The following is a 24,688-nucleotide window of genomic DNA, read 5'->3' as shown; positions in this document are numbered from 1 at the left end:
GTTCCTATCAATGCAGTTTACCTGCCAATCTAACCATCTGCTGTCTGACGACCTCCAATACGGCGTTGGTTTCGTCATCGATCTCGTCGAACCGCGCTGTACGTTGATAGGAAAAAAGCACATCACCCGCATCAGGATCCTTACCAATCTCAAGCAGAATTTTCTTGAGACGTATTTTGATCTTCGGATCCAGGTCGGAACGAACCAATTCAAATCCCCTGGGCATTTTTTCAGCTCGATGGAAAATGCGCAGATCTTTTTTGAATGAAGGTGGGGTATGATCAGGCGTGTTCCAGTCAAGATCATTATATGCACCGGCATCTGCAAGCCCTTGATAGACCCAGGTTGCAATGTTTATCTCTCCACCTGCAAAGCCATAACCCACCTTATCCGGCGATGGTGTGCTACGGATGGTTTTGAGTTTTTCCGGTTGCAACCCCTCTCCGAAGAGAATAGTCATAGGCACAAAAAAGGCTGTAGTCGAACCTGGATCCTCTAAAGCAATACGTCTTCCCTGAAGATCCTTCAAGGTGTGAATATCACTCTCTTTTCGTGTAAAAAAAACCGTATGATAACCAGGCACGCCTTTTTTCCACTTCCGCAGAATGATCTCCGCTCCCGCCTGATCACGAAAGACCAGTGATGAAAAAACAGTCTCGGTCACCCAGTCGACCTTCCCTTCCCTGAGATAGCGAATCATCTGCGCATTATTCTTCGCCATTAAAACCCGGGTGCGGGTGATGCCGAGGTCCGCCATCTTTTTCCCCACATATTCGACCATCGGCTTGAGGCGGGTGAAATGTTTTCGGGGGCTGTCACTGACCTTGCCGATCACCAGTGTCCGGGCACGGAGGTCTGCTGCACCTGAAGCGGCCGCATGGCCGGAGACATGGAGCATGATCGACACTGACAGGATGCATTTGATGAGTCTCAATATTGATGCCACTTTTACCTCAAATCCGGTATATGCGCATCAGAAATTATATTGGCCACGAACCTGAATGATGCGCGGATCATCCTCTTCTCCTGCCGCATCCGGCTCGGAATTGACAACGATGTAGTTGGCCATGAAGCGGATATTTGGATTGACGTACCAATTGACCCCCACTGTGGCATTCCACTCTCTGCCGCCTTCGATATCCTGATCGTCCAGGTCGAGATGACTATACCGCAGCGCTATCTCCCAGGCGCCGGTGCCTTCTCCCCAGCCAAAGTTGCTATAGGGGGTAATGCGACCGAAACGTCCCCGCGTGTGATCGTAGTTACGCGACTCGCCGGTAAGGAACCAACTGCCGGCAACATAGAAACCATGGAAATCCAGACTTTCCATGTAGTCCTCTGAATTGACGTAGGTCCGAACAAACTCGCCTTGTAACGAAACAGGACCCTGCACCATTGCAGCTTCCACTCCGATGCTGGTGGTATGCTCCATATGCTGGATCTTGTATTTCGATGTCTTGGTTTCGTATTGATTGGTATCCAGCAGGTAGTTCTTTGAATCGACCAAATGAGATTCAGGGTCAGTTCGGATACGGAAGACCGCCTCGTCATCCGAATCCCCGCCATAGGTGCGGGCAGTGCTGGAGAGGCCAAGATGTAAGACCCTGGTGTCTGTTGCAACAGGTGCCCAAGTGCCGCGCAGACTGCCGCCCCATCCTTCGTCGTCGAGCCGATCGTCACCATCATCCGCGCCCTCACCAAAGATGCTGCCAGCCAGACTCCACTGACCACCATAGGTTTCGAAACCTACGCCGACATTTCGTCCCGGCGTCATGGCGTTGATCAATGAGCGTTCCATGAATGTCTGGTGGGCCGAAGGGGTCATCTCCTCCAGGCTAAATGGCGTTTTGAACAGGCCAACCTTGAAACGGCTGTCACCCAGCGTGCGGTATCCAAGCCAGGCATCTTTCAGACCGACATCCTCACCGGCAAAGTCGATCTCCAGTTCGTATTCCCAGGGACCGAAAAGTGTACCTTCCGCACCGATGCGGGCATACCGAATCTCTGCGGCGTTTCCCATATCTGTGATATCACTGTCATACCAGGCGGCATCCGCCGCTATCTGCGCAGTGAACTGAAAGCTTGATCTGCCGTCGTAGGACTCCGCCTTTACGCTGCCACCCTGAGTAGAGACCATGACATCCGCTGGCTCAGAGACGGGCAGCGGGAGAGTTTGTTGTGCAAGTGGCTGTTTTGTGGATGGTGCGGGATCTTCGGTCATCATGGCCGCCTTGAGTTGCTGATGCTGGATCTCTGTCAAGGTCCCGTTTTCCTTGAGCATGTCGATGAGCAGCAGCATTTGCTGTGGTCCAGCCTGAGCCAAAAGCGGAGATAAAACACCTGCTAAAGCGAGGGCACACGCTAGCTTATTACGCATACAAAATTTCCAATTATCGACGGACGATTTAGTTGGACCAACTTTACATACTACATAGTAATGAAACCTCGGTACACGTCCCCGCCTTCTCATAGGCATTTACTTCTTTTAAATGAAAGGACGACTGATTGGATGGGTGGCTGCAGGTAAAATAGTAGAGCGCTGGCCCAGATAAAGATCCCCGCAACAAGCGGATGGGGTATTAAATTGCAGGAACGCTTCGCAGAAAGCTGCGGGAAATCCAATCCAAAGAGATTGAAGCCACTGAGTGCAAGGCATCTGAAAGAGTGATTTTTCTTTAATTGAGCAATCCCCCGCCCTACCGGGATAGAATCTCATCCACACGTTTCAGATCATCTTCGGTATCCACCCCGTGTCCTGCTGCTTCGATTGCCTGACTGACATGAATCTTCCCACCGTGCCAAAGCACTCTCAGCTGTTCCAGGGATTCCGCCTGTTCAAGTGGAGCGTGGGCCCAGGAGACAAACTGCTTCAGGTAACCTGTACGATAGGCATAAAGGCCGATATGGCGACTGAAGGCCACACTTGCCGGTAGGGACTCTCTGCCTTCGAGGAACTCATCCCGGTGCCAGGGAATCGGCGCCCTGCTGAAATAGAGGGCGTAACCTGCAATATCGGTCACGACCTTTACAACATGAGGATCGAACAACATCTCATGGGTTTCGATGGGTGCCGAGAGCGTGGTAACGCCTGCCGGTTCGTGACTCTCCATGTCGGCGGCCACCTGATCGATCAATGACGCCGGCATGGTGGGCTCATCGCCCTGCAGATTTACCACAATGGTATCTGCGGCCCAGCGCAACTGCTCCACCACTTCGGCAATCCTGTCAGAGCCGCTACGATGGTGCGCGGCGGTCATACAGACTTCGGCGCCGAAGGCCTTGGCCGTCTGACTGATGCGTTCATCATCTGTTGCGATGACCACTTCGTCAGCACCACTTTCCCGGGCTCGTTCGTAAACGTGCTGGATCATGGGCTTGCCTGCGATCTCCCGCAGGGGTTTTCCCGGCAGACGAACCGATGAGTAACGTGCAGGAATGACAACTTTGAAATCCATATCGATTAGCCCTCGGGTACCTCTTCATCCGCCGCCAGTTCGCGCGCTTCATCCTGCAACATTACCGGAATGTCATCCCGGATCGGGAACGCCAGCCGATCGGCTCTGCAGATAAGCTCTGCAGCCTTCTTATCATAGTAGAGTTTGCCTTTGCAGAGGGGGCAAACAAGAATATCGAGCAGTTTATTATCCATTACACAACCTGTTGATGATTTGCGTCAGCTGTAGGATGAATCCGTCATCGAGCCTCGCGTCAGCGGGAACGTACCAGAGGTTTTTTCCCGCGAATGGTGTGCACTTTACCGCATCTTTCTCCGTCATGAGAACCGTCTTTTTTTGCCAAGGCAAAAGATCTTCTTCCACAAACGGGTGATGGTCCGGAAAGGGATGGCGATTGATCTTCAATCCGGCCGCTTCGAGCATACTGAAAAAGCGTTCGGGATTGCCAATGGCGGCAATAGCTTCGACTTGCTGCCCCATGAACTCCGACAGACTTCGCTGCTGGTCGCTGTCAGCCAGCAGCAGCGCTTTTTCTCCTTCAACCCGCATTTGAAAAGCATCGTGACGGAGTGGTTTCTCACCATTGACCACCAGCAGGTCTACCTGATTGAGCCGGAATTGCCGCTCCCGGAGAGGACCGGCAGGCAGGCAGAGCCCGTTTCCGAAGCCTCTTTTCCCGTCGATGACGGCGATCTCTGCATCCCGTTGCAGCGCGTAGTGCTGCAAGCCATCGTCGGAGAGAATCAGGTCACATGGATGTGCCGCAAGCAGCGCACGGGCCACGTCGGGACGATTGGGACCGGCAAAGACAGGGCATCCCGAGCGACGTGCGAGCAGTACCGCCTCGTCCCCCACTTCCGACGCGCTACTATCGACCGAAACCTCACGCGGCCAGGACTCCGCCTTGCCACCATAGCCACGGGTGATGATGCCTGGCTGCAATCCTCTGCCCTTCAGCCATTCTGCAAGCCAGATGACCAGCGGAGTCTTACCGGTGCCGCCGACGGTGATATTACCTATGACGATAACCGGAACCGATATCCGCTCACGGCTCAGAAGGCCGATCCGATAGGCGATCCGGCGTAACCATGACAGCAGACAGAAGAGCAGAGAGAGAGGCAGGAGGATCAGACTGACGGGGTTCCATCCTTCCCAGTAGTGATCAATGTTTTTCAAGGATTCTTCGGCTTATGCGCGGCAAAAGTCATGTGCAGAAAACCGAGCTGGCTTGCTGCATCCATCACCGTCATCACCGATTGGTGGGGCGTCTTGGCATCAGCATTGATGATGACCGGAAGATCTTTCTTCTCCCCTGCGGCTTTTATGATGGCCTTTTTCAGGGTTTCGATCTCGGTATTGATGACTTCCTGCTGATTGACGTAGAAGGTACCCGACGCGTCAATGGTGATATCGAGCATATCCGCCGCTGTCTGCGCCTCTTCTCCGGCAGCTTCCGGCAGCTCAACCTTAATCTGGGTCTCCCGGTCGAAGGTGGTCGAGACCATGAAGAAGATCAGCAGCAGGAAAACCACGTCGATCAACGGCGTGATATCGACCTCAATGGCTTTTTTTCGGTGCGGCCGCAGGTTCACCCGGAGACCCGTTCCCGCTCACCGTGGATCACCTCCACCAGTTTCAGCGCCTGTTCCTCCATGCCCAGCACCAGTTTATCGACAAGCCCGGTGAAATAGCGATGGAACATCAGACTGGGAATGGCAACAGAGAGACCGGCCGCCGTGGTTATCAGTGCTTCGGAAATGCCACCGGCCAATATGCCCGGATCGCCGACCCCTGCAGTCACGATGGCGCTGAACACTTTGATCATTCCAAATACTGTACCCAATAATCCCAGCAGTGGCGCAATGGAAGCGATGGTACCCAAGGCGTTGAGGTAGCGTTCAAGCTCCAGTACCACCTGGCGCCCCACCTCTTCAATACTCTCTTTCATGACCTCTTTGGAGTGGTGACGGTTTACCATGCCGGCGGCAAGAATTCTCCCCAGGGGAGAACTTTTGCGTAATTTTTTCAGATCGGCACGTTCGAGTTGATCATCTTTACACAACTGCCAAAGTTGCTGCATCAAAATGGCAGGCATCACCCGTCTGCGGCGAAGAGACCAGAAGCGTTCCAGGACAATCGCCAAGGCGACGACGGAACAGGCAACGATGGGAATCATGAGCCATCCACCCGCTTTTACAAATTCAAACACTGTAGTCTGGGCCTCTAAAGAATCTGCGTATAATCATACTGTATCTGTGCATGGCTCCGAAAGGGAACGAGTTCACTCATTCCAAGAGGTGCTCCAGTAGTGACGCCTCTCCCGACGAATGCGATAGGGCCTCCCGAGTCCGGATTTCGGATGGAATTCAATTTGAATGGCGCCCTCCTCCGCGCTGTTGAGCAACTTTGCCCCCAGGTCACGCCAGCGCTGCTGGACATCCGCTTTGGGAAAACCAAACCGATTTCGGTATCCAGTCGGGAACAGCACATATTTCGGTCTCACCCTATCGGCAAATGGTTGGGTGGAGGATGTCGCAGAGCCGTGATGCGGCGCGATCAGAACATCACTTTTCAGATCCTGGCCATATCTCTCTACCAGCCATTTCTCCGCCTGTTGCTCTACATCACCGGGAATCAGTAATGATCCACCGCTTCCCGCGACTCTCAATACGCAGGAGGCGTCATTGCCCGTCTGAAATTTTTCACTCCCATCCGGATGCAGTATCTCGAATGAGACGCCATCCCACTGCCACGACATACCGGAACGGCAGTAGCGGAAATTGGGAACAGCCATGGATTCGCCCCCGATCAGATCCACCACCGTTATCCCCTTGAGCAAAGGCGCTACACCGCCGGCATGATCCTGATCGCCATTACTTACCACCAGTCGGTCTATCTGCTCTATACCCCGGCTGTGGAGATAGGGCAGGAGCGCAGCCTCTGCGGTATTGAATCCGGAAGGAAAAGCGGGGCCTGTGTCATAGACCAGCTGGTGCCGTGCGGTTTCCACTACCGCAGACAATCCCTGCCCCACATCAAGCAGGGTGAGTCTGAATCCGCCTGGAGGTGGACGCTGCGGTGAACTGAATATCAGGGGCAGTAGCAGTAATATACCAGCCCCGCGCACCGGCAAGCCTCCAGGCAGGAGAAATAGCAGTACCCCTCCCATCGCCCCAGCCCAGATCCAGAGCGGCTGGTCAGGTAGAAATAGTGCGGCAAAACTTATCTCTGCGGCCCATTCGATAGCCACCAATGTATAAGTGACGCAGAGTTCCGTCAGCTTCGCCCACATAGCCGCTGCCGCTGGAAAGCTCAATAGTGGCAACCCAAAAAGTATCAGGGGCACCAACACAAGGGTAAACCAAGGCACCAGCAGCAGATTGACCAGGGGGGCGACCAGAGATGCCCGTCCAAACTGGATAAAGAGTAAGGGAGCCAGCCCCAGCGCAACCACCCATTGAACTCGACCCCATTGGCGCCAACCTGTCGGCCGTCCGATCCGCCCGGTTACCGATAACAGAATCACACCAACCGCCCCGAAGGAGAGCCAAAATCCGGCAGAGAGCGTTGCTGCCGGATCGAGCAGGATCACAAGAAAGAGCGCCATACTGAAAGAACGGCTAATCACAGGGGTGCGCCCAAACAACGTTGCCCCAAGTACCAGATAGAGCATAACCAATGCCCGCTGGGTGGGTAGGGAAAAACCGGCCAACATGGCATATATCGTCCCACCCAATAACCCGGTTATTGCACCGGCTTTTGGCGCTGGAAGCCACAACATCAAATTCGGCCATTGTCGCCACAACCACTGGCCAAGAAAGAACATCAGACCCGCCACAATGCCGATGTGGAGTCCGGAGATTGCAATGAGATGGTTGGTGCCGGTTCGGGTAAATGCCTCCCAGTCACTGCTGGAGATTCCACCCCGATCACCAATCGCCAAGGCACGAATCAGACCTGATGACTTTTGCGACTCTACCAAGTGCTCTATGTCACTGCCGATTCGATGACGTATGCGATCGATCATGTAGCTGAAATCTGCTTCACCTATCAATTGGTTATCGGTGCTATGCAGTACATAACCTGTGGCGCGAATTCTGCGGCTGTAGAGCCATTTTTCATAGCCGAACCCTGCTGGATTCTGCAATCCTCTTGGTCTTTTCAGTCTGACCTGCAACTGCCAGCGCTGCCCAGGAAGCAAGACTCCGTCAAAACGATACCAGTTGAGTCGAAGCCGCCCCTGCAGAGACTCGGGGCCACGCTTCGACTGCACAGTCTCCAGCTCAAACTCAAATCGATTGATGGTTGATGTCTGTTTAGGGAGAGAGGCAACAGTGCCGGTGACAATGAGGGTTTCCCCTTCGAGTGAAAGTGGCATTGCCTGTGAAAGGTGGAGCCAGGCAAAGAGAAAGGCCCAAAACCCACCGGCAAGCAGCGCTGACAAGAGCTTCGTAAGACGTGAAACCCAGAATAGAGGAATCGCTGCAGCAGCGGCGAACCAGGCAGGCTCAGGCAACACCGGCAGCAGTTGGAAGAGTGCTGTTCCGGTGACAAAGGCGAGCAGAATAAATGTCATGAAACATCCCTGTCATGAAAACTTCAGCAGCTTTTTGTGGCGCATCCTGCCCCACCGTGATTCAATAGTATTAACCGCACAGAGCCCGGCGTATTATCTTCGCGGAAGCCATGCCCAAACATCTGATAAAACGTATTACACCTGACCATGACACCATCCGCAACCATAAGCATTTGCGGGTGTTCGGGACATTGCTGCACGATGCCAATCTATGGCATCTGAATCGTCGATCGGCAGCGGGCGCCTTTGCGGTGGGACTCTTTGTGGCCTTCGTACCGGTGCCCTTTCAGATGCTGCTTGCCGCCGGTGCTGCCATCATCTGTCGGGTAAATCTACCCTTGTCCGTGGCGCTTGTCTGGATCACCAATCCACTCACCATCCCTCCGCTCTTCTTTTTTGCCTATCTGGTGGGTACCACTGTACTTGGCTCACCGCAGGATACGCAGACCTTTGAGTTCAGTGTTGAATGGCTGCAAAATGGCCTCGATGGGGTTTGGCTGCCCTTCCTGTTGGGTTGTTTTATCTGTGGTACCTTTTTTTCCCTGCTCAGCTACTTCGCCATTCGGGTGCTTTGGCGCCGGCATGTCATCAATCAGTGGAGACGGCGCAGTCATCGCCATTCATAAAGGTTCTGGGAGTCGGTCCACCATTCGCTGCAAAAGATCGAGAAACTGTCCACGATCCCCTACCTTGCTCGTTACGATCCCCCTAACCCGACAGACTCCTGGGATTGATCTGTTATCAAGCGGCCATCAATCAGCTGCCAGGTGTGATCCATACGGGCTGCCAAATCAGGATCATGGGTTACGATCACGAAACTGGTGCCCTGCTCCCGGTTGAGTTCCAGCATCAGTTCATAGACATGCTCAGCAGTGCGTCGGTCCAGATTGCCCGTAGGTTCATCAGCCAGCACACAGGCCGGTGAGTGGACCAACGCCCGGGCCAGTGCCGTACGCTGCCTTTCTCCGCCGGACAATTCACTGGGCTTATGTTGAATTCTTGCGCCGAGGCCTACCCTTTCAAGGATCTCCCCTGCCTTTCTGCTCGCATCAGCAACTTTATACCCACCAATAAGCAGTGGCATGGCGACATTTTCCAGAGCGGTGAATTCGGCCAACAGGTGGTGGAATTGATAGACGAAGCCCAGTTTTTGATTACGCAGTTTTCCTCTTGCCCGTTCGCCCAATGACAACAGCTCCATGCCGGAGAGCCATACATGACCCTCGTTTGGTTGATCCAGCCCACCCAGACAGTGCAGGAGTGTACTCTTACCCGATCCGGAACTGCCGACAATCGCGATCCGCTCGCCCTGCCGTATGGTCATATCAACACCCCGCAGGACTTCCACCCGCAGGTCACCTTGAGAGAAGGTTCGTACGATACCCTCAGCCTGTAGCACAACCTCCCGGCTACTCATAGCGTAGCGCCTCAGCCGGTTGGGTGCGGGAGGCTTTCCAGGCTGGATAGAGGGTTGCCAGCAGAGTGATGAAAAACGCCGTTACGCCAATGGAGAGGATATCTTCCATATGCGGATCGGAAGGGAGTTCACTGATGTAGTAGATGTTAGGATCGAGAAAATCGATATTGAATACACCTTCGACCCAGATGACGATCCCTTCTACATTGGTTGCCAGTAACAGCCCACCGATCATGCCGAGGATATTGCCGACAAAGCCGATAGCCGCGCCCTGAACCATAAAGATCCCCATGATAGTGCCCGGCGAAGCGCCCAACGTTCGCAGAATGGCAATGTCGGCCTGCTTATCGGTAACCACCATCACCAGAGTCGAAACGATATTGAAGGCCGCCACCGCCACAATGAGTGAGAGGATGATCGACATCATGCGTTTTTCGGTCTGTAACGCGGCAAAAAAATTGCGATGTTGCATGGTCCAGTCGCTGATGCGGTAATAGCCTCCCATCTTTAGAGCCAACTCCCGGGATACCTTCGGCGCGAGGTAGAGATCATCCAATTTCAGTCGCACGCCGGTCACGCTATCGTTGAGGCGCATCAGTTTGGCGGCATCCTGCAGGTGTAGAAGCGCTACGCCTCTGTCGTATTCACCCATGCCGACCTCGAAGATGCCGCTCACCGTAAAACGTTTTAGACGGGGCATGATGCCTGCGGGTGTGACATTGATCTGCGGCGTGACCAGCGTCACCTTATCCCCCACCCCGACGCCAAGCAGGTAGGCCAGTTCCTGCCCCAGAATAATCCCATAGCTGCCCGGCTTAAGGTCGTCGACGCTCCCCTTCTTCATGGCAGTCAGCACATCGGAAACCTTGCCCTCTTCAGCAGGCAGAATCCCTCGTAGCAACACACCGCTAACCTTCTGACCATTGATAAGCATGCCCTGACCTTCGACATAAGGCGCGCGTCCAATGACATGGGGGTTCTTTCCCGCCATTGCTTCCACCTCACGCCAGTCCTTGAGGCCACCCCGCACGGCAGAAATAGTGGCATGTGACGCCATTCCGAGAATACGTTCACGGACTTCCTTGTGAAAGCCGTTCATAACAGAGAGCACGACAATCAGCGCAATCACGCCCAACATGATGCCGAGCATGGAGATCGTAGAGATGAACGAGATGAAATGATTACGCCGTTTTGCCCGCGTATATCGCATCCCGATGAAGAGTTCGAGGGGTTTATACATAGCCCGGCATTAAACCACAGTAGGCATTAAAAGACCCCAAATTTTCTATAGTTAGGCAAGAGTGCTATATTTATTTTTAGATTGCAGAAATGCAAACAGGCCTTAAGGAGTTGTTCCTGATGAGATTCCCAATTTCGCTCTTTCTTGCAGCCAGTCTGCTGATTGCGGTCACCCCCGCTGTCTCTGATGTATTGCTGATCGACGCTATTAATGAGGCGCCGCTCAACAGCGAAGAGGGGATTCCTCGTCCAAATCGCGGCATGACGATGAAACAGGTCAAAACAGTTTTTGGAGAGCCTTCCATGGAACACCCCTGGGTGGGCTATCCACCAATCACACGCTGGGACTATACGGACTTTTCAGTTTTTTTTGAACACGAATATGTCTTGAACTCTGTGGTTCGCCGTCAATAATAACCCGCCCATCTTGCGTCCGTTTTCAATGCAAATGCAGAAAAATCCGTTGAACAGGAGGATATTGCCCCGACAAAAGTCCACAAAATAGGTAACTTGGTCACAAGTCACACTTTTTCAATTTTCCGCAGTAGCCATACAGGAATAAATGTTTTATATTGGCGCTGCTATACAAACATACAAAAAGAATAGGCAACCAGCCGCAAGAGCTGGAGTATGAATGCCGATTGGCATTTTTCGGAGGACATAATGAAATATCTGCTTGCGTTGGCAGTTGCTTTTTCATTGACCTTGGTCTGGCAGACTTCAAGTCGAGCAGACCGCCCTTTGATGTTACAGGATGTCGGGCACGAACAGGTTGTGAAACATTCGCCTCGGACGGCGATGGTTGATCCCTACCGGGTATCACCACTACGTTAGTATTTTCACCCTGGCCAGCGATTAACCGCCGGTCAGGGACATTACCCTGACAATCTCACCTGGATTTTCATTGAATTCGTGACGTGCGGGTTTTCGGGAGATTGCTTCATAAATCACCTCTTTCAGCCCCTCATCACTGATACCCTGCCGCATTAGCGGGCGCAATTCAGCATTGTCGTGCTTTCCGAGGCAGAGATAGAGTGTTCCTTCAACAGATATACGCACCCGGTTACAACTCTCGCAGAAGTGCTGGGACATGGGCGTAATGAAGCCAATACGCAGGTTCGTCTCTTTCACTCTGACGTAGGAGGCAGGGCCTGCGCCTCGCATGACTGCAGGTTCCAGCTGAAATCGCTCTTCAAGATCAGCCTTGATCTCTTTCAAGCTGACATATCGATCCGTGGCATTCTTGCCTGTCTCACCGACCGGCATGGTCTCAATGAAGCGGAGGGTGAAATCATGCTCAAGACAGAAATCGACCATCCCGCCAATTTCATGGTCGTTAATCCCTTTCATCACAACCATGTTAATTTTGATGGGGTTTAAACCCACTTCCTTGGCAGCCATCAGGCCATCGAGAACGTTATCCAGATTACCCTGTGTAATCTCACGAAAGCTGTCAGGATTCAATGAATCCAAGCTCACATTGATGCGGCTCACGCCGCTCTGCTTCAGAGAAACAGCATGTTTTGCCAGTTGGGATGCATTGGTGCTAAGGGAGAGATCCTCTATGCGTGGCAGCGCACCAATACGGCGTACCATCTCAGGCAGTTCCTTCCTTACCAGAGGCTCGCCGCCAGTCAGTCTGACCTTACTGATGCCCATCTCGGAAAAAACACGGACAAGACGTTCAACCTCATCCAGGGTCAGCCAACTGTCAGGCTGAGAAAAGTCCTTGTACCCTTTTGGAATGCAGTAAAAACAGCGGAAGTCACAGCGATCTGTCACTGACAAACGGAGATATTCGATGTTACGACCAAACGGGTCTATCAACATGGCATTTGCTTCTCTCGTAGCTGGAAAATTCCCAGGCCTGCTGATTGTAGCCTATCGCGAAACAACAGATGCACTTCAGTGCTTCTGGTTTTGTTACGCTAAAGACATATTTTTTAAGAGAAAATCTGATGGATAAACAAATCCTTCAATATCTGACTGGTCTTTTCCGCAGAGTGAACAAAACATTCACTCTACGGACAAAACTACCCAGCTTATTTCTCTTAAACACCGGCTAACCGATTGATTTTCGGTTAACTGACGAACAAGCTTCGTTATTACTAAGCAAAAATCGCGCCTAAAATGACTTTTTACTCTTCAGCTTCGCCAGGCAGGTCGTCTGCAGGGTCATAGCCTGCCGGCAGCGAATGTGCGATACCCTTGTGGCAGTCTATACAGGTATATCCCGCTTCAATCGCTTCATCGTGTCGATCAGCGCTACGCTCTTCCTGACGATCAAAATCCATTGAATCGAAATTATGGCAGTTGCGGCACTCACGGGAATCAGTGTCTTTCATTTCCTTCCAGACATTCTGTGCCAACTCCAGACGTTTTTCCTCGAACTTCTCCACTGTGTCAATGGTACCCAGCATCATGTGGTAGAGCTCGTTACTTGCCTTGATCTTGCGGATAATCTTATGGATCCACTCTTTGGGCACATGACAGTCCGGGCAGGTGGCGCGCACACCGGTTCTGTTACTGAAGTGGATGGTCTCCTGCAGTTCCTGGTAAACAGCCTGTTCCATCTCATGGCAGGAGATACAAAATTCTTCAGTATTCGTTGCCTCCATCGCGGTATTGAAGCCGCCCCAGAGGATGATACCCGCTACGATTCCGATCAGAATCAGGGTGAAACCACCCTTTCTCTTGCCATTACTCATGATCTTTTACCTGAATTACAGAAAAATAGTTGAAAAAAATAATGCGCCCCAATCCAATTAAGGACGGGGCGCATCGGTTGTCGAAATATACCCTATTTCACGCCTTCGAACAGATTTTTGACCAGCGGTTCAGCCCCCGTCTGGGTAGCGTGGCACTGGTTACAGAAGTAGCGGCGGCTGGAAATGGTACTTTGAGTCTTGCCGTCGCGGGTTATGTAATGGCTGTCACCCACTTTAGGAGATTTTTCCTTCTTGTAGGTTTTCTCACTATGGCACTTCAAACAGCCATTGTTCTTCAGATTGATTTTGTACTTGTCGACTGTGTGAGGAGTCATCGGTGGTTGCTGTTTGTAACTGCGGGCGATACCGCCTTTAACAGACTGAACCTTCTTCTTATCAGGTTTCTCAGCCATTGCCTTGAGGTCACTGTTACCGCGCAGAGACATCACTTCCGACATTGCTGATGCTGTAAAAAACAGAGTCAGCACTGCAGCCATCATGACCAGAATAGTTTTCTTCATTTCATTCTCCATCATCGCTCTATATATATGAGTTGCGAATTCATAAGCAGGCCCATTAAATATGGACCTCTTGTTTCTTAATCACTTCGGGATTCGACCTTATGGTCTCGGAGACGGTTCGACCGCCATAACTGAAAACATCCTTCGCGCAAATATCGATGCAACGACCGCAGTTGGTGCAGTCAGAAGAGAGGATTACCGGGCTGATACCCTTGCTTCCCCCTTTCAATGCCGGCCTGATCACTTGTGGTTCGGGACAGACGACGAAGCATTCCATGCAGTCGTTGCACTCCGCCCTGTTGCTGGCGTTGACACGCAACAGGCTTCGACTCCCGATCAGGTTATAGAAGGCGCCGACCGGACAGAGACGTCCGCACCAGCCTTCTTTGGCCACCAGCAAATCAAAGAGAAAGACCGCCAATATCACCACCCAAGTCGCCCCCATTCCGAAGACGATACCTCGAAACATCATGGAGACAGGGTTGATCAGTTCCCAGACGATACCCCCGGAAACCACCAACGGCAGAATCAGAGTCAGGGCAAGCATCCAGTAGCGGGCATTACGGGAGATCTGAGAGGTCGTCCTGATACCCAACTTTCGCCGCAACCAACTGGCCAGATCGGTGATCATATTCACCGGGCAGACCCAGGAGCAGTAGACCCGTCCACCCACTACAAAGTAGAAGAGCAGGACGAGCACCACACCTATGATGGCGGTGGTCTCAGGCACCACACCGGAAAGCACCGCTTGCAGCAGCACATGCGGATCGGTCAGCGGCAAAATGTCCAGCGTCAGACTTGACGCCAGATTGCCTTTTGCAATCCACACCCCGAAAACGGGGCCGGCGAGGAACAGGGCAAGTATCCCCAGTTGACTCAAACGTCGCAGAATCAGCCACTTATGGGCTTTTATCCAGCCCTTGGCAGCAATGGCGTCGTCACCTAATGTCGTCAGATCAACCATTACTTGTTATCCATGAAACTGCTATTGAGTGAATCCAGGGGATTGGACGAGAACGGCGTCTCCTCCGGTTTCCCTTCGATAATCAGACCTTCGCCCTGCAAGTCATAGCGCACACCCTCTGGGAGGTTGTATTTGTGCTCTACATCCGGCGTAACCAAGGCCCCACCCGCTTTCTCTTTCTCCTTCCAGCCAAGTCGATAATGTTTACCTAATTCGCCCTTCGCAAGATCTGTCGGAAACACTTTGATCGCTGCCTCTTCCAGGATACAAGCCCGCTCGCAGAGACCACAGCCGGTACAGGCGTCGGAGTGCACCACTGGAATAAACAGTGCGTGCTTTCCTGACCTGACGTTATGCTGCATATTCAGCGATATGGCCCTGCCCCGAATCGGGCAGACGTTGAAACAGACCTCACAGCGAAGACCGTGAAAGGCAATGCAGGTCTCCTGATCCACCACAACCGCAAGCCCCATGCGGGACTCCTCGATATCGGTAAGACCATGATCCAGGGCATTGGTCGGACAGGCGACGATGCAGGGGATGTCCTCACACATTTCGCAAGGCCCGGAGCGGGCTACGAAATAGGGAGTTCCCGTTGCAACGTCGTCACCGACCTCACCAAGGAACAGGATGTCGTACGGACAATCCCGCACACACAACCCGCATCGGATACAGGCACCCAGAAAATCCTCTTCCGGCAGTGCGCCCGGTGGCCGGATATAGTGGGCAGGCATGGATGAGGCTCTATTGGAATAGATCCCCAAACCCACACCGACCAATCCGACCCCACAAGCTGTCTTGAGCATATTGCCCAGGAACTGCCGTCGATTCATCTCATGTTTTTTGTCTGTATCTGACATTACTGACCAGTTGATTTGCTTTCGATTACACGTTTTTCAGTTTTGACGCTCTCCGGTCCGGAAAAACGGACCGGATTCCGTCTTCTTAAGCCTTAACGATCTTCACCGCACACTTCTTGTAATCCGTCTCTTTCGAGAGTGGATCAGTGGCGTCGAGGGTCAGCTTATTGACCAAACGACCGGCATCAAACCAAGGAATGAACACCAAGTCATCAGGCACTTTATTGCGCCCTTTGGTGTCTACCCGGCAGACGATCTCACCACGACGGGAGATGATCTTGGCCATGGAGCCGTTACGCAATTTGCGCTTCTTGGCAGCCTTCTTGCTCATAAAGACCACGGCATCCGGCACCGCGCGATAGAGCTCAGGTACGCGACGGGTCATGGAACCTGAGTGCCAGTGCTCCAGAACACGACCGGTGCAGAGCCACAGGTTGTACTCCTTGTCCGGCATTTCTGCGGCAGGCTCGTAGGGGCCAAAGATGATGTTGGCCTTGTTGTCCTTGGCGCCATAGAACTGGACTTCGCTGCCCTTCTCTACATGCGGATCATAGCCTTCACGGAAACGCCACAGGGTCTCCTTGCCATCGATCACAGGCCAGCGTAGACCGCGCGCCTTATGATAGACCTCGAATTCAGCCATCTCATGGCCTTTCTTGGGGATACCAGGCACGGAGTTGAACAAGCGGTACTCTTCGAAAAGACCCTTCTGTACGTAGTAGCCGAAGTAGTCCATCTCATCGTTGCCATACTCGTTGCCACGATCATCGGTGACCTTCTGTTTCGGGAACTTGTTTACCACCCCATTCTCGAAGAGAACATCGTAAAGCGTCTTACCTGCATACTCAGGTTTCTTGGCAATAAGATCCTCCGGCCAGACATCCTCCACTTTGACATACTTGGCGAATTCCATGAGCTGCCACAGGTCAGAACGAGACTCGCCCGGCCCCTGCACCTGCTGACGCCAGAACTGGGTGCGCCGCTCTGCATTACCGTAGGCGCCCTCTTTCTCGATCCACATGGAGGTCGGCAGGACCAGATCGGCCGCCTGAGCCGATACTGTGGGATAGGGGTCGGTGACAGTGATGAAGTTAGCCGGATCACGCCAACCGGGGAGAGACTCCTCGTTCATGTTGGCAGCGGCCTGCATGTTGTTGTTACACATGACCCAGAAGCAGTTCATCTTGCGATCTTTGAGCGCACGATGCATGGCGACCGCGTGAATCAGGGTCTTGCCCATTGGCTTCCCGCTGATGTCCGATTGAGCAGCCTTATCTGACATGCCGTTATGTCTTGGGATAGTGCCTGCGGGCAGTTTCCAGACTTTCTCGGCAAATTTGCAGTGTGCGTCCTTCTTGACCACGAGATCAGCCGGCAGACGATGGGTAAAGGTGCCGACTTCACGTGCGGTGCCACAAGCAGAGGGCTGACCGGTCAGAGAGAAGGGACTGTTGCCGGGTTCGGAGATCTTACCCATCAGCAGATGGATGTTATAGACCAAGCCATTCATCCAGACACCGCGAGTGTGCTGGTTCATGCCCATGGTCCAGTAGGAAGAGACCTTCTTCTTGGGATCGGCGTAGACCTTGGCCAGACGCTCCAGCTTCTTCTTAGACACACCGGAAATCTTGCTGGCTTTCTCAACCGTGTACTCGGAGACCAGCTTCGCAAACTCGTCAAAGGCGATCTTGTTGAACTTGCCCTTGTTGGGGTTCTTCGCAGCCTTTTGCAGCGGATGCTCAGGGCGCAGACCATAGCCGATATCGGTGGTGGTCTTGTTGAAGTTGACGTGCTTGCCAATGAAGTCCTTGTTGTAGGATTTCGTCTGGATGATGTAGTTGGCGATGTAGTTGGCAATCGCCAGATCACTTTGAGGCTTGAAGATAATCGGATTGTCCGCCAGCTCGAAACAGCGATGCTCATAGGTGGAGAGCACATGTACTTCACAACCTTTCTTGGTCAGACGGGTGTCGGTAAGACGTGACCAGAGGATAGGGTGCATCTCCGCCATGTTAGCGCCCCAAAGGACGAAGACATCGGCGTGCTCCAGATCATCGTAGCAACCCATGGGCTCATCGATACGGAAGGCGCGCATGAAGGCACCTACAGCAGAGGCCATGCAGTGACGAGCGTTGGGATCCAGGCTGTTGGAACGGAAACCCGCCTTCATGAGTTTGGCGGCGGCATAACCCTCCCAGACAGTCCACTGTCCGGAGCCGAACATGCCGACGCCTTTAGCACCTTTGGCCTTACGGGCTGCGACCCATTTTTCAGCCATCGTTTTGAAGGCTTCGTCCCAGGAAACTGCCTCGAACTTGCCATTCTTGTCATACTTGCCGTTGGTCTTGCGCAGCATCGGCTGGGTCAGACGGTCCGCGCCATACAGGATCTTCGGCAGGAAATAGCCCTTGATGCATTGCAGGCCTTTGTTGACCGGCGCGTCAGGATCACCCTGACTGGCCACCACCTTGCCGTCTCTGACACCCATGAGAACGCTGCAGCCGGTACCGCAGTAGCGGCAGGCTGCTTTATCCCAGCGGATACCATCGTCACCTTCTGCAGCAGCAGCGGTTGTAATCGTCGGCAGGGTTACTCCTGCCACCGAAGCCGCCGCAGCAACTGCATTGCTCTTGATAAACTCTCGTCTAGTTAACTTCACGTTTCATCTCCTCCATCGATTCCTCACCACCATAGTGATAAATCAAAACTGTACTAACAACCCCTTCTACATCTCTAAGCGCGTTCATTGTGTCCGAGACAGGTGAGATCTCCTCCCCCTCATCTTCAATGGTCACGATCAGCTTGCCCACATCTGTACCTCCGTGGACCTCCACGCCGGTAAATTTTTCCAACCGTTGCGAGACAATCGCTCCCTTCTCTGGCTGGGTATGCACAACAAGGCTACAGATATTCATAGGTTTGGAATTCCTCCTGGTATCTAACCACTATGCCGCTTGGTCTTGTTGCTGCGGCTTGAGAGTGACAGACTGAGAGGGGCAGACGGCAAAACAGTTGCCGCAGCCCGTACAGTCCTCTGGATTGAGCAAAGGTCTGGCTTTGCCGCCGACCTCCAGTTTGAAGCGAATAGCTGACTCATCGCAGACCTCGCCGCAGCTGCGGCAGACAACCCCCTGCATTGAAAGACAGTTGTCTGCGATCTCGGCTTTCAACGGCCAGGGCGGCTGATTCAGGTCATTAAAAAAGGCCAGCACCTTATGAGTGCAGGCCTTTACGCAATCCCCGCAGAATGTGCAGCCACCCTGTGAGAAATCTATTCTGGGAAATCCACCGGGTCCCCGCTGGATGATATGTTGCGGACATTCTGAGATGCAATCGTCGCATCGTTCGCACTTTTCGACGAATTCCGCTTCAGGTTTTGACCATGGCGGTCTGATAGAGGACTGTGTCCCACGCAGGTCGCCACGGAGAAATTGTGTTCTGTTAACTGACACTATCAAATGGTGTTTTATTAGAACCTTGCGAGATTCTGTCACTAGCGCCTGGCAACATCATTGACGCTGGTCAAGGGATTGGAAAACAGGGCGCCAACTTTCTTTAAATTATTCAACCAATTACCATTTAATAGTTACTCGCGTATACCTAATAATTGGTATAAGGCCTCTCTGAGGTAGATTAATGTTTACCCTATAGAAAAGGGAGATTAACCTTAGTTATGTAAACGTTCAATGGCGGGCTGCCGAGATCTTAGGAATAACGATGGGCAAGCAACGCGGTTAACTACTTTTTTAACGCCCATACTGCTGCCTCGACCCGTGAATGCAGATTGAGTTTTTTCAGCAGATGTTTAACGTGGACCTTAACCGTTCCCTGGGAAATATCCAGCACCTGGGCGATTAATTTGTTACTCCTGCCACAAGCAATCTGATCCAGAATTTCCCGTTCACGGGTGGTCAGCCCTGCCAGAACCACTGATTGTGGCGATTTTTCCTCTTCACGAAGCGCTTGGGCAAGTAACCGGGTCAGTTGCTCACTGATGACCATTTCCCCTTTGACCGCTCTACGGAGCGATCTGAGTATATCCTCGGGCTCCATATCTTTTAACAGATAACCGTCCGCACCTTGGCGTAGTGCGGCAATGACATCCTCTTCATTATCAGAAACCGTAAGCATCAGGATTCGTGCGTCGAGATTTTCTTTTTTGATCGCCCGCAGGGTTTCGATTCCGTTCATTCCCTTCATATTGATATCCAACAGGATCAAGTCCGGATTGATACGCTTTGCAAGCGCCAGACCATCGAGTCCATTTGCGGCTTCACCTGCGAGCATCAGAGATTCCTCCATATCTATCAGGTCTGCCACGCCCTTCCTGAACAGAGGATGATCGTCAATGGCAAGTACAGTACTAAGCTTTGTTTCGGGCATTATTCATCTTCTGAAGGAGATTTTCATGGGATAAGGTATGGTCGCTACCAGAAATGCTGAATGTCAACTCGATTCTAGTCCCGCCGGTATCCGTCTCTGTGATCGATAGTTCACCACCCAGCCATGCGGCGCGTTCTGTCATGATCGTCAGGCCATAATGCTGCATCATATCGCCGTTTTCACCGGTGATGCCAATACCGTCATCTTCGACCCGAACTCTGACAACGCCATCGGTCTGGCACTCAAGCAGCACTTGAACGGTTGTTGCGCTGGCATGTCTGATTACGTTTGAGAGTGCTTCGCGTATGATTTGTATGACATGAATCTCCGCGTTGGGACTGAATCTGCAGTTTGCGATCCGGTCGACGAGTTCAATCCGGATGCCGCTTCTGTCGGCATATTCACGGACGGTATTTTCCAGCGTGGCGACGAGTCCTGCTTCATTGACCCGTAACCGAAATGAAGTCAGCAATTCCCGCAGCTGCCGATAGGCACCATTGAGCGCCGAGCGCAGGACTTGTGTGATGGAGAGAATACTCTCTTGGTCATGCTCTTCGGAGACACTCTTTTCCAGACGGCTGACCTGTATTTTGAGGTAGGAGAGAGATTGGGCAATCGAATCGTGTAGCTCCCGGGCAATCACACTGCGTTCCTCCATGAGTGACAGCATCCGGCTTTGTGATGCTCGCTGAGCCACATTGATAGACAAGGCAATGTGGCTGGCCACGGTTTCCAACAGGCGCTGCTGCCACTCTTCAAGCACCTTTTTCTCGGAAAATTCAACCAGGAGTATGCCAAACTGTTCTGCTTGATCACGGATCGGAGTGGAAAACACATTGACCCTTTTGCCATCGATAGTGTCGGCGCCGAAGGTGTGAGTGGTGCCATCTCTGATGCATCGCTGGCAATTGCCCAGCAGATCTGCCTGCCGCCGGTTGTTGAGCGAATTTGTCGAGGCCAACTGGTAGCCACTCTCGTCACCGGATCTGCCCAGACAGATCGTGCCGCTATTGACCCCGATCAGATCCTCAATGTCGTGAATGAGCGCTACCTGCACCTCACTTTCCAGGGATGAATCGTTCAACCTCCTGGTTGTCTTGTAAAGCAGCTCCAGAGAACGGTTGCTTCGTTCCAGATGTGCAGTCTGTTCTTGAACGCGCGTCTCCAGATCCGAATAGATCTTCGACAGATCCTCCGCCATTACGTTGAACGCATGACCAAGTTGGCCTAGTTCGTCTTCGCTGAGGTATCTGCTTCTAACCGTAAAGTCCCCATGTCGAGCCGCCCGCGCACAGGCCAGCAGATCGCGGAGCGGCCTCAACACATTGATGTGCAACAGAAAGAGACTGACCAACGCCACAAGGAGAATCAGAATTAGTGAGAAAATCTGGATGATGCGTAACTGAGAATTTTTCTCCTCAGCATCAAGTTCAAGCACTTTCACGAAATGGTGGATGCGTTTCACAAATCCATCCACATTCGAAAGGAAGTACAGCTGTTGCCTGGTGACCTCGTGCCGAATATCAGAAAAATCCGAATTGAGTGCAAGCAACTCCAGGTAGACGCGAAGATGGGGGAAGATGTCAGTCTGCCACTGACTTGCCACCGCCTGATAGGCCGCCTGTACCCGTTTGCTGGGCCCTTTCTCCAGAACATTGTGGATGCGGGGGGCTGAATAACCGCTCTTCGAACTCGGTGATCAGATTCCCGGTTGTCGAAACCGATTTTTCCGTATCATCTGAGGGGCCGTGAACCAGACTGCTGGCTATGCGATAGGATTGCATGCGCAGGGTGCCGGCCTGATTGATGGCGGCGGCAAATCCCTCTGTAGTCTCTGCCACGAAGACCGAAATCAGCATACTGATGACCGCCAGACCCAAAATGGTCATCATGGCGATGCCAAACCGAAGGAGTAATGAACGGTTCACTTGTTAGGCTGTACCGGAGAGAGTACTGGCGGCAATCAGGGTGCCGGGCTACTCCAAATGATATCCCTATTTGACTGATCAACAAAGAATCAGGTTTTTCTACTGGAAGTACCGACCTACTCCGCAAGCATCTGCAGCCCGGAAATATCTGAAATCAGAATGTTTTTGTGTTTGACGGAGATTAGTTTCCGGGTCGAGAGCCGATGCAGCTCACGGGAAAAGGTCTCCGGCGTCAAATCGAGAGAGGACGCCACGATGGATTTACTCACGGGTAGTACGACTTCCTGCGGTTTATCGCCGCACAAATCCTCACCCGCAATCTTCAACAGATAACCGGCAACGCGCTGAGTAGCCGACTTTAGGCAGCAGGACTCCAGGTCGGCATACAGATTATCGAGACAAGCGCCCATATGCTGAAGCAGTGCTGCCGATAACTCCGGCCACCGATAAACGGCGCTGAGAATCGCATCCTTGTGCAGCTCGACGACTTCACAGCGATTCAACGCATAGGCGGAGATCGTCATCGGCTGGCCGGAAAAAAGTGATGAAATTCCAAAGGAATCCCCCTGAGAAAGGATGTTAACAACCCGTTCGGAACCGCTGGATGATAGGATGCTCAATTTGACCTGGCCGTGCATTACGAGATACAGGGCGACAGGCTCCATTCTGCTGGTTACGATACTCCCACCGCGCTTTGTTGAAACAATTCGTGCATTGTTCGACAGGTATTCAAGCACTTCAGCTGTAATGCCCCTAAAAAGTGGACAATCACCCAAAAACGACGCCAGCTGAATTTCACGCACCGCTACATCCATATTGTCACCCTTAAGTAAACAATGGTCGGCTGTCGAAATCACGAGCATCTCTTGAACGCAATTGTTCAAGTAAGCGATCTGTCATCGTTCAGCCAAAAAAATGTACATGAATATTTTCCTTATACCGGTATCGATTTGGAATGATAATTATCAATGATGGATAAGTTTATTAGAATATTTTATTAAAACAATCAACCAGTTGCCAACTTGCTGATATGCAAAGCTACCTATATTTCGGTATTATTCACCGATAAAACAAAATTGTAGCGATTCTCTTACCCTCAATTTTCAAGGGATAGAACGGATGCTTTATAAGCATGATCTAAACAACGTGATCAGGTCGAAAAAATCGGGTAATCTCGCCGCACAATTCTTGTGATTCACCCCTCGTATCAGGTATGGTTGCGCCTTATTGAAATTAACGTCTTGCGGCACTCTGAACTGCTGATATAGATAGTGTGATCACCTCCAGAACCACACCCAAAATATAAAACGTGACTTCACCTCTTTCCGATACTGCAACATTTGAAGCCAAGGACCTTGAGTGCATCCGTGACGACCGGGTGCTCTTTTCGGGCCTGTGTTTCACCGTGAACCCTGGCGAAGCGCTTGTGCTCGAGGGGCGAAACGGCAGTGGCAAAACATCCCTGCTGCGCATCTTGTGCGGCATCCGGCTGCCGGAATCGGGACAACTGCTCTGGAAGGGTGAAGATATCTTCAGGCTGGGTCCTGAATATCACGAACACACCGCATACCTCGGGCACAAGGACGGCAGCAAACTCGATCTGACCCCCTTGGAAAACCTGCGGGTGGCCCGCGGGTTCGGTAAGGCAAAAGAGGGGATCGCCCTGGAAGAGGCGCTGGATCAGGTAGGACTCTACGGCTTTGAGGACGTGCTAACCCGCAACATGTCAGCAGGACAGCAGCGGCGCCTGGCAATTGCCCGGCTTTTGGTCACCGATGCAAAGTTCTGGATTCTGGATGAACCCTTTACCTCACTGGACAGAAAAGGCATAGAACACATGGAACGGCTCTTTGAAGCGCACCTGCAGTCTGGTGGCATGGCGGCCATGACGACTCACCACCGTATTGGCTTCAAGGAAGATGTCAAACTGGTACGGATCAATCTGTCGGAACGATGAGCACGCTCTCTCTTACCAGCGCATTCACCCTGCTCCTCAAAAGGGACCTGGTTCTGGCCTACCGGCGACGAGCCGAACTGGCCAACCCGCTGCTGTTTTTTGTGCTGGTCACCGCCATGTTCCCCCTGGGTATAGGCAACGATCCCAAACTGATTCAGGCGGTAGGCCCCGGCGTTATCTGGGTCGCGGCCCTGCTCGCCGCCCTACTCTCCCTCGACACCATGTTTCGCTCCGATTTTGATGATGGCACCCTGGAGCAGTTCATGCTCAGTGCCCATCCAATCTCAGTGCTGGTCCTGGCAAAGATTTTGGCACACTGGATGATCACCGGACTGCCACTTTTCATCGCCGCCCCTCTGCTGGCGATGATGCTGAATGTTCCCACTGACGCCATACCGACCCTGATGCTGACGCTGGTGCTCGGAACACCGGTATTAAGCCTGATCGGTTCGGTCGGCGTGGCATTGACAGTCGGCTTGCGCCGTGGGGGCGTCATTCTTTCGCTGTTGGTGCTGCCGCTCTATGTCCCGGTATTGATCTTTGCCACCGATGCTGTAAAGACCTCCATCGTGGGGATTCCCACCAGCGCGCAGATTTCTTTCCTTGCCGCAATGCTGATAGGTTCCCTGGTTCTGGCCCCTCTGGCCACCGCCGCTTCTCTGAGAATTAGTTTAAGTTGA

The 24,688-nt window shown here is 52.5% G+C and carries 26 protein-coding genes; 4 read left to right on the top strand and 22 right to left on the bottom strand.

Going from position 1 to position 24,688, the window contains the following annotated elements:
* Positions 1–7: 7 nt before the first annotated feature.
* From G9Q73_RS14650 to G9Q73_RS14615, 8 genes are all read right to left on the bottom strand, one after another.
* The gene (locus G9Q73_RS14650) at positions 8–934 is read right to left on the bottom strand and encodes a phosphate/phosphite/phosphonate ABC transporter substrate-binding protein (RefSeq protein ID WP_246345287.1); all 927 of its coding nucleotides are present in this window, start codon (positions 932–934) and stop codon (positions 8–10) included.
* A 39-nt stretch (positions 935–973) separates the two neighbouring features.
* The gene (locus G9Q73_RS14645) at positions 974–2,299 is read right to left on the bottom strand and encodes an OprO/OprP family phosphate-selective porin (protein ID WP_246345285.1); all 1,326 of its coding nucleotides are present in this window, start codon (positions 2,297–2,299) and stop codon (positions 974–976) included.
* Positions 2,300–2,696: 397 nt separating this feature from the next.
* Positions 2,697–3,455, bottom strand: a complete 759-nt coding sequence (gene kdsB, locus G9Q73_RS14640) for a 3-deoxy-manno-octulosonate cytidylyltransferase (protein ID WP_177420431.1) — start codon at positions 3,453–3,455, stop codon at positions 2,697–2,699.
* Positions 3,456–3,460: 5 nt separating this feature from the next.
* Positions 3,461–3,649: a Trm112 family protein gene (locus G9Q73_RS14635; protein WP_177420430.1), complete on the bottom strand. Its 189-nt coding sequence runs from the start codon at positions 3,647–3,649 to the stop codon at positions 3,461–3,463.
* Positions 3,642–4,631: a tetraacyldisaccharide 4'-kinase gene (lpxK, locus tag G9Q73_RS14630; protein WP_177420429.1), complete on the bottom strand. Its 990-nt coding sequence runs from the start codon at positions 4,629–4,631 to the stop codon at positions 3,642–3,644. The genes G9Q73_RS14635 and lpxK overlap by 8 nt, the downstream gene beginning before the upstream one ends.
* Positions 4,628–5,047, bottom strand: a complete 420-nt coding sequence (locus G9Q73_RS14625) for an ExbD/TolR family protein (protein ID WP_177420428.1) — start codon at positions 5,045–5,047, stop codon at positions 4,628–4,630. The genes lpxK and G9Q73_RS14625 overlap by 4 nt, the downstream gene beginning before the upstream one ends.
* Entirely contained in the window at positions 5,044–5,664 is a 621-nt protein-coding gene (locus G9Q73_RS14620) for a MotA/TolQ/ExbB proton channel family protein (RefSeq protein ID WP_177420427.1), read from the bottom strand. The genes G9Q73_RS14625 and G9Q73_RS14620 overlap by 4 nt, the downstream gene beginning before the upstream one ends.
* 72 nt (positions 5,665–5,736) lie before the next feature.
* Entirely contained in the window at positions 5,737–8,031 is a 2,295-nt protein-coding gene (locus G9Q73_RS14615) for a DNA internalization-related competence protein ComEC/Rec2 (RefSeq protein WP_177420426.1), read from the bottom strand.
* Between the two features lie 110 nt (positions 8,032–8,141).
* Here G9Q73_RS14615 and G9Q73_RS14610 point away from each other — a divergent pair, with 110 nt between their 5' ends.
* Positions 8,142–8,657 carry a DUF2062 domain-containing protein gene (locus G9Q73_RS14610; protein WP_177420425.1) on the top strand — a complete coding sequence of 172 codons (516 nt, stop codon included), beginning with the start codon at positions 8,142–8,144 and terminating at the stop codon, positions 8,655–8,657.
* 71 nt (positions 8,658–8,728) lie between these two features.
* Here the strand turns inward: G9Q73_RS14610 and lolD are convergent, their stop codons facing one another.
* Positions 8,729–9,448, bottom strand: coding sequence for a lipoprotein-releasing ABC transporter ATP-binding protein LolD (gene lolD / locus G9Q73_RS14605; protein ID WP_177420424.1), 720 nt, complete (start codon positions 9,446–9,448; stop codon positions 8,729–8,731).
* Positions 9,441–10,688, bottom strand: coding sequence for a lipoprotein-releasing ABC transporter permease subunit (locus G9Q73_RS14600; RefSeq protein ID WP_177420423.1), 1,248 nt, complete (start codon positions 10,686–10,688; stop codon positions 9,441–9,443). Before G9Q73_RS14600 ends, lolD begins: the two co-directional genes overlap by 8 nt.
* A gap of 119 nt (positions 10,689–10,807) precedes the next feature.
* Between G9Q73_RS14600 and G9Q73_RS14595 the strand changes: the two genes are divergently transcribed.
* Entirely contained in the window at positions 10,808–11,101 is a 294-nt protein-coding gene (locus tag G9Q73_RS14595; RefSeq protein WP_177420422.1) for a hypothetical protein, read from the top strand.
* Positions 11,102–11,542: 441 nt separating this feature from the next.
* On the opposite strand, the gene moaA is transcribed toward G9Q73_RS14595, so the two are convergent.
* From moaA to G9Q73_RS14535, 12 genes are all read right to left on the bottom strand, one after another.
* The gene (moaA, locus tag G9Q73_RS14590) at positions 11,543–12,517 is read right to left on the bottom strand and encodes a GTP 3',8-cyclase MoaA (protein ID WP_177420421.1); all 975 of its coding nucleotides are present in this window, start codon (positions 12,515–12,517) and stop codon (positions 11,543–11,545) included.
* Positions 12,518–12,825: 308 nt separating this feature from the next.
* Complete coding sequence (locus G9Q73_RS14585) at positions 12,826–13,395, bottom strand: NapC/NirT family cytochrome c (RefSeq protein ID WP_177420420.1); 570 nt, start codon at positions 13,393–13,395, stop codon at positions 12,826–12,828.
* A 92-nt stretch (positions 13,396–13,487) separates the two neighbouring features.
* Complete coding sequence (locus G9Q73_RS14580) at positions 13,488–13,916, bottom strand: nitrate reductase cytochrome c-type subunit (protein ID WP_177420419.1); 429 nt, start codon at positions 13,914–13,916, stop codon at positions 13,488–13,490.
* 55 nt (positions 13,917–13,971) lie between these two features.
* Positions 13,972–14,880, bottom strand: coding sequence for a quinol dehydrogenase ferredoxin subunit NapH (gene napH / locus G9Q73_RS14575; RefSeq protein ID WP_177420418.1), 909 nt, complete (start codon positions 14,878–14,880; stop codon positions 13,972–13,974).
* Positions 14,880–15,740, bottom strand: a complete 861-nt coding sequence (napG, locus tag G9Q73_RS14570; protein ID WP_177420417.1) for a ferredoxin-type protein NapG — start codon at positions 15,738–15,740, stop codon at positions 14,880–14,882. Before napG ends, napH begins: the two co-directional genes overlap by 1 nt.
* Positions 15,741–15,825: 85 nt before the next feature.
* A complete protein-coding gene (gene napA, locus G9Q73_RS14565) occupies positions 15,826–18,399 on the bottom strand; it encodes a nitrate reductase catalytic subunit NapA (protein WP_177420416.1) in 2,574 nt (857 codons plus the stop codon).
* A complete protein-coding gene (locus G9Q73_RS14560; RefSeq protein ID WP_177420415.1) occupies positions 18,386–18,655 on the bottom strand; it encodes a chaperone NapD in 270 nt (89 codons plus the stop codon). The genes napA and G9Q73_RS14560 overlap by 14 nt, the downstream gene beginning before the upstream one ends.
* Before the next feature lie 30 nt (positions 18,656–18,685).
* Entirely contained in the window at positions 18,686–19,192 is a 507-nt protein-coding gene (gene napF / locus G9Q73_RS14555) for a ferredoxin-type protein NapF (RefSeq protein ID WP_369408905.1), read from the bottom strand.
* 286 nt (positions 19,193–19,478) lie between these two features.
* Complete coding sequence (gene narL / locus G9Q73_RS14550) at positions 19,479–20,123, bottom strand: two-component system response regulator NarL (RefSeq protein ID WP_177420414.1); 645 nt, start codon at positions 20,121–20,123, stop codon at positions 19,479–19,481.
* The gene (locus tag G9Q73_RS14545) at positions 20,104–21,729 is read right to left on the bottom strand and encodes an ATP-binding protein (RefSeq protein WP_177420413.1); all 1,626 of its coding nucleotides are present in this window, start codon (positions 21,727–21,729) and stop codon (positions 20,104–20,106) included. The genes narL and G9Q73_RS14545 overlap by 20 nt, the downstream gene beginning before the upstream one ends.
* On the bottom strand, positions 21,707–22,015 hold the full coding sequence (locus G9Q73_RS14540; RefSeq protein ID WP_177420412.1) for a type IV pili methyl-accepting chemotaxis transducer N-terminal domain-containing protein: 309 nt from the start codon (positions 22,013–22,015) through the stop codon (positions 21,707–21,709). Before G9Q73_RS14540 ends, G9Q73_RS14545 begins: the two co-directional genes overlap by 23 nt.
* A gap of 152 nt (positions 22,016–22,167) precedes the next feature.
* A complete protein-coding gene (locus G9Q73_RS14535) occupies positions 22,168–22,908 on the bottom strand; it encodes a Crp/Fnr family transcriptional regulator (RefSeq protein ID WP_177420411.1) in 741 nt (246 codons plus the stop codon).
* Positions 22,909–23,360: 452 nt separating this feature from the next.
* Here G9Q73_RS14535 and ccmA point away from each other — a divergent pair, with 452 nt between their 5' ends.
* Together ccmA and ccmB are read left to right on the top strand one after the other, a co-directional pair.
* The gene (gene ccmA, locus G9Q73_RS14530; protein ID WP_177420410.1) at positions 23,361–24,008 is read left to right on the top strand and encodes a cytochrome c biogenesis heme-transporting ATPase CcmA; all 648 of its coding nucleotides are present in this window, start codon (positions 23,361–23,363) and stop codon (positions 24,006–24,008) included.
* Complete coding sequence (ccmB, locus tag G9Q73_RS14525; protein WP_177420409.1) at positions 24,005–24,688, top strand: heme exporter protein CcmB; 684 nt, start codon at positions 24,005–24,007, stop codon at positions 24,686–24,688. Before ccmA ends, ccmB begins: the two co-directional genes overlap by 4 nt.

The sequence above is a fragment of the endosymbiont of Lamellibrachia barhami genome, assembly GCF_011947365.2.
In the GTDB taxonomy this organism is placed as follows: domain Bacteria; phylum Pseudomonadota; class Gammaproteobacteria; order Chromatiales; family Chromatiaceae; genus QGON01.
This window is presented reverse-complemented; position numbering and strand designations above follow the sequence as displayed.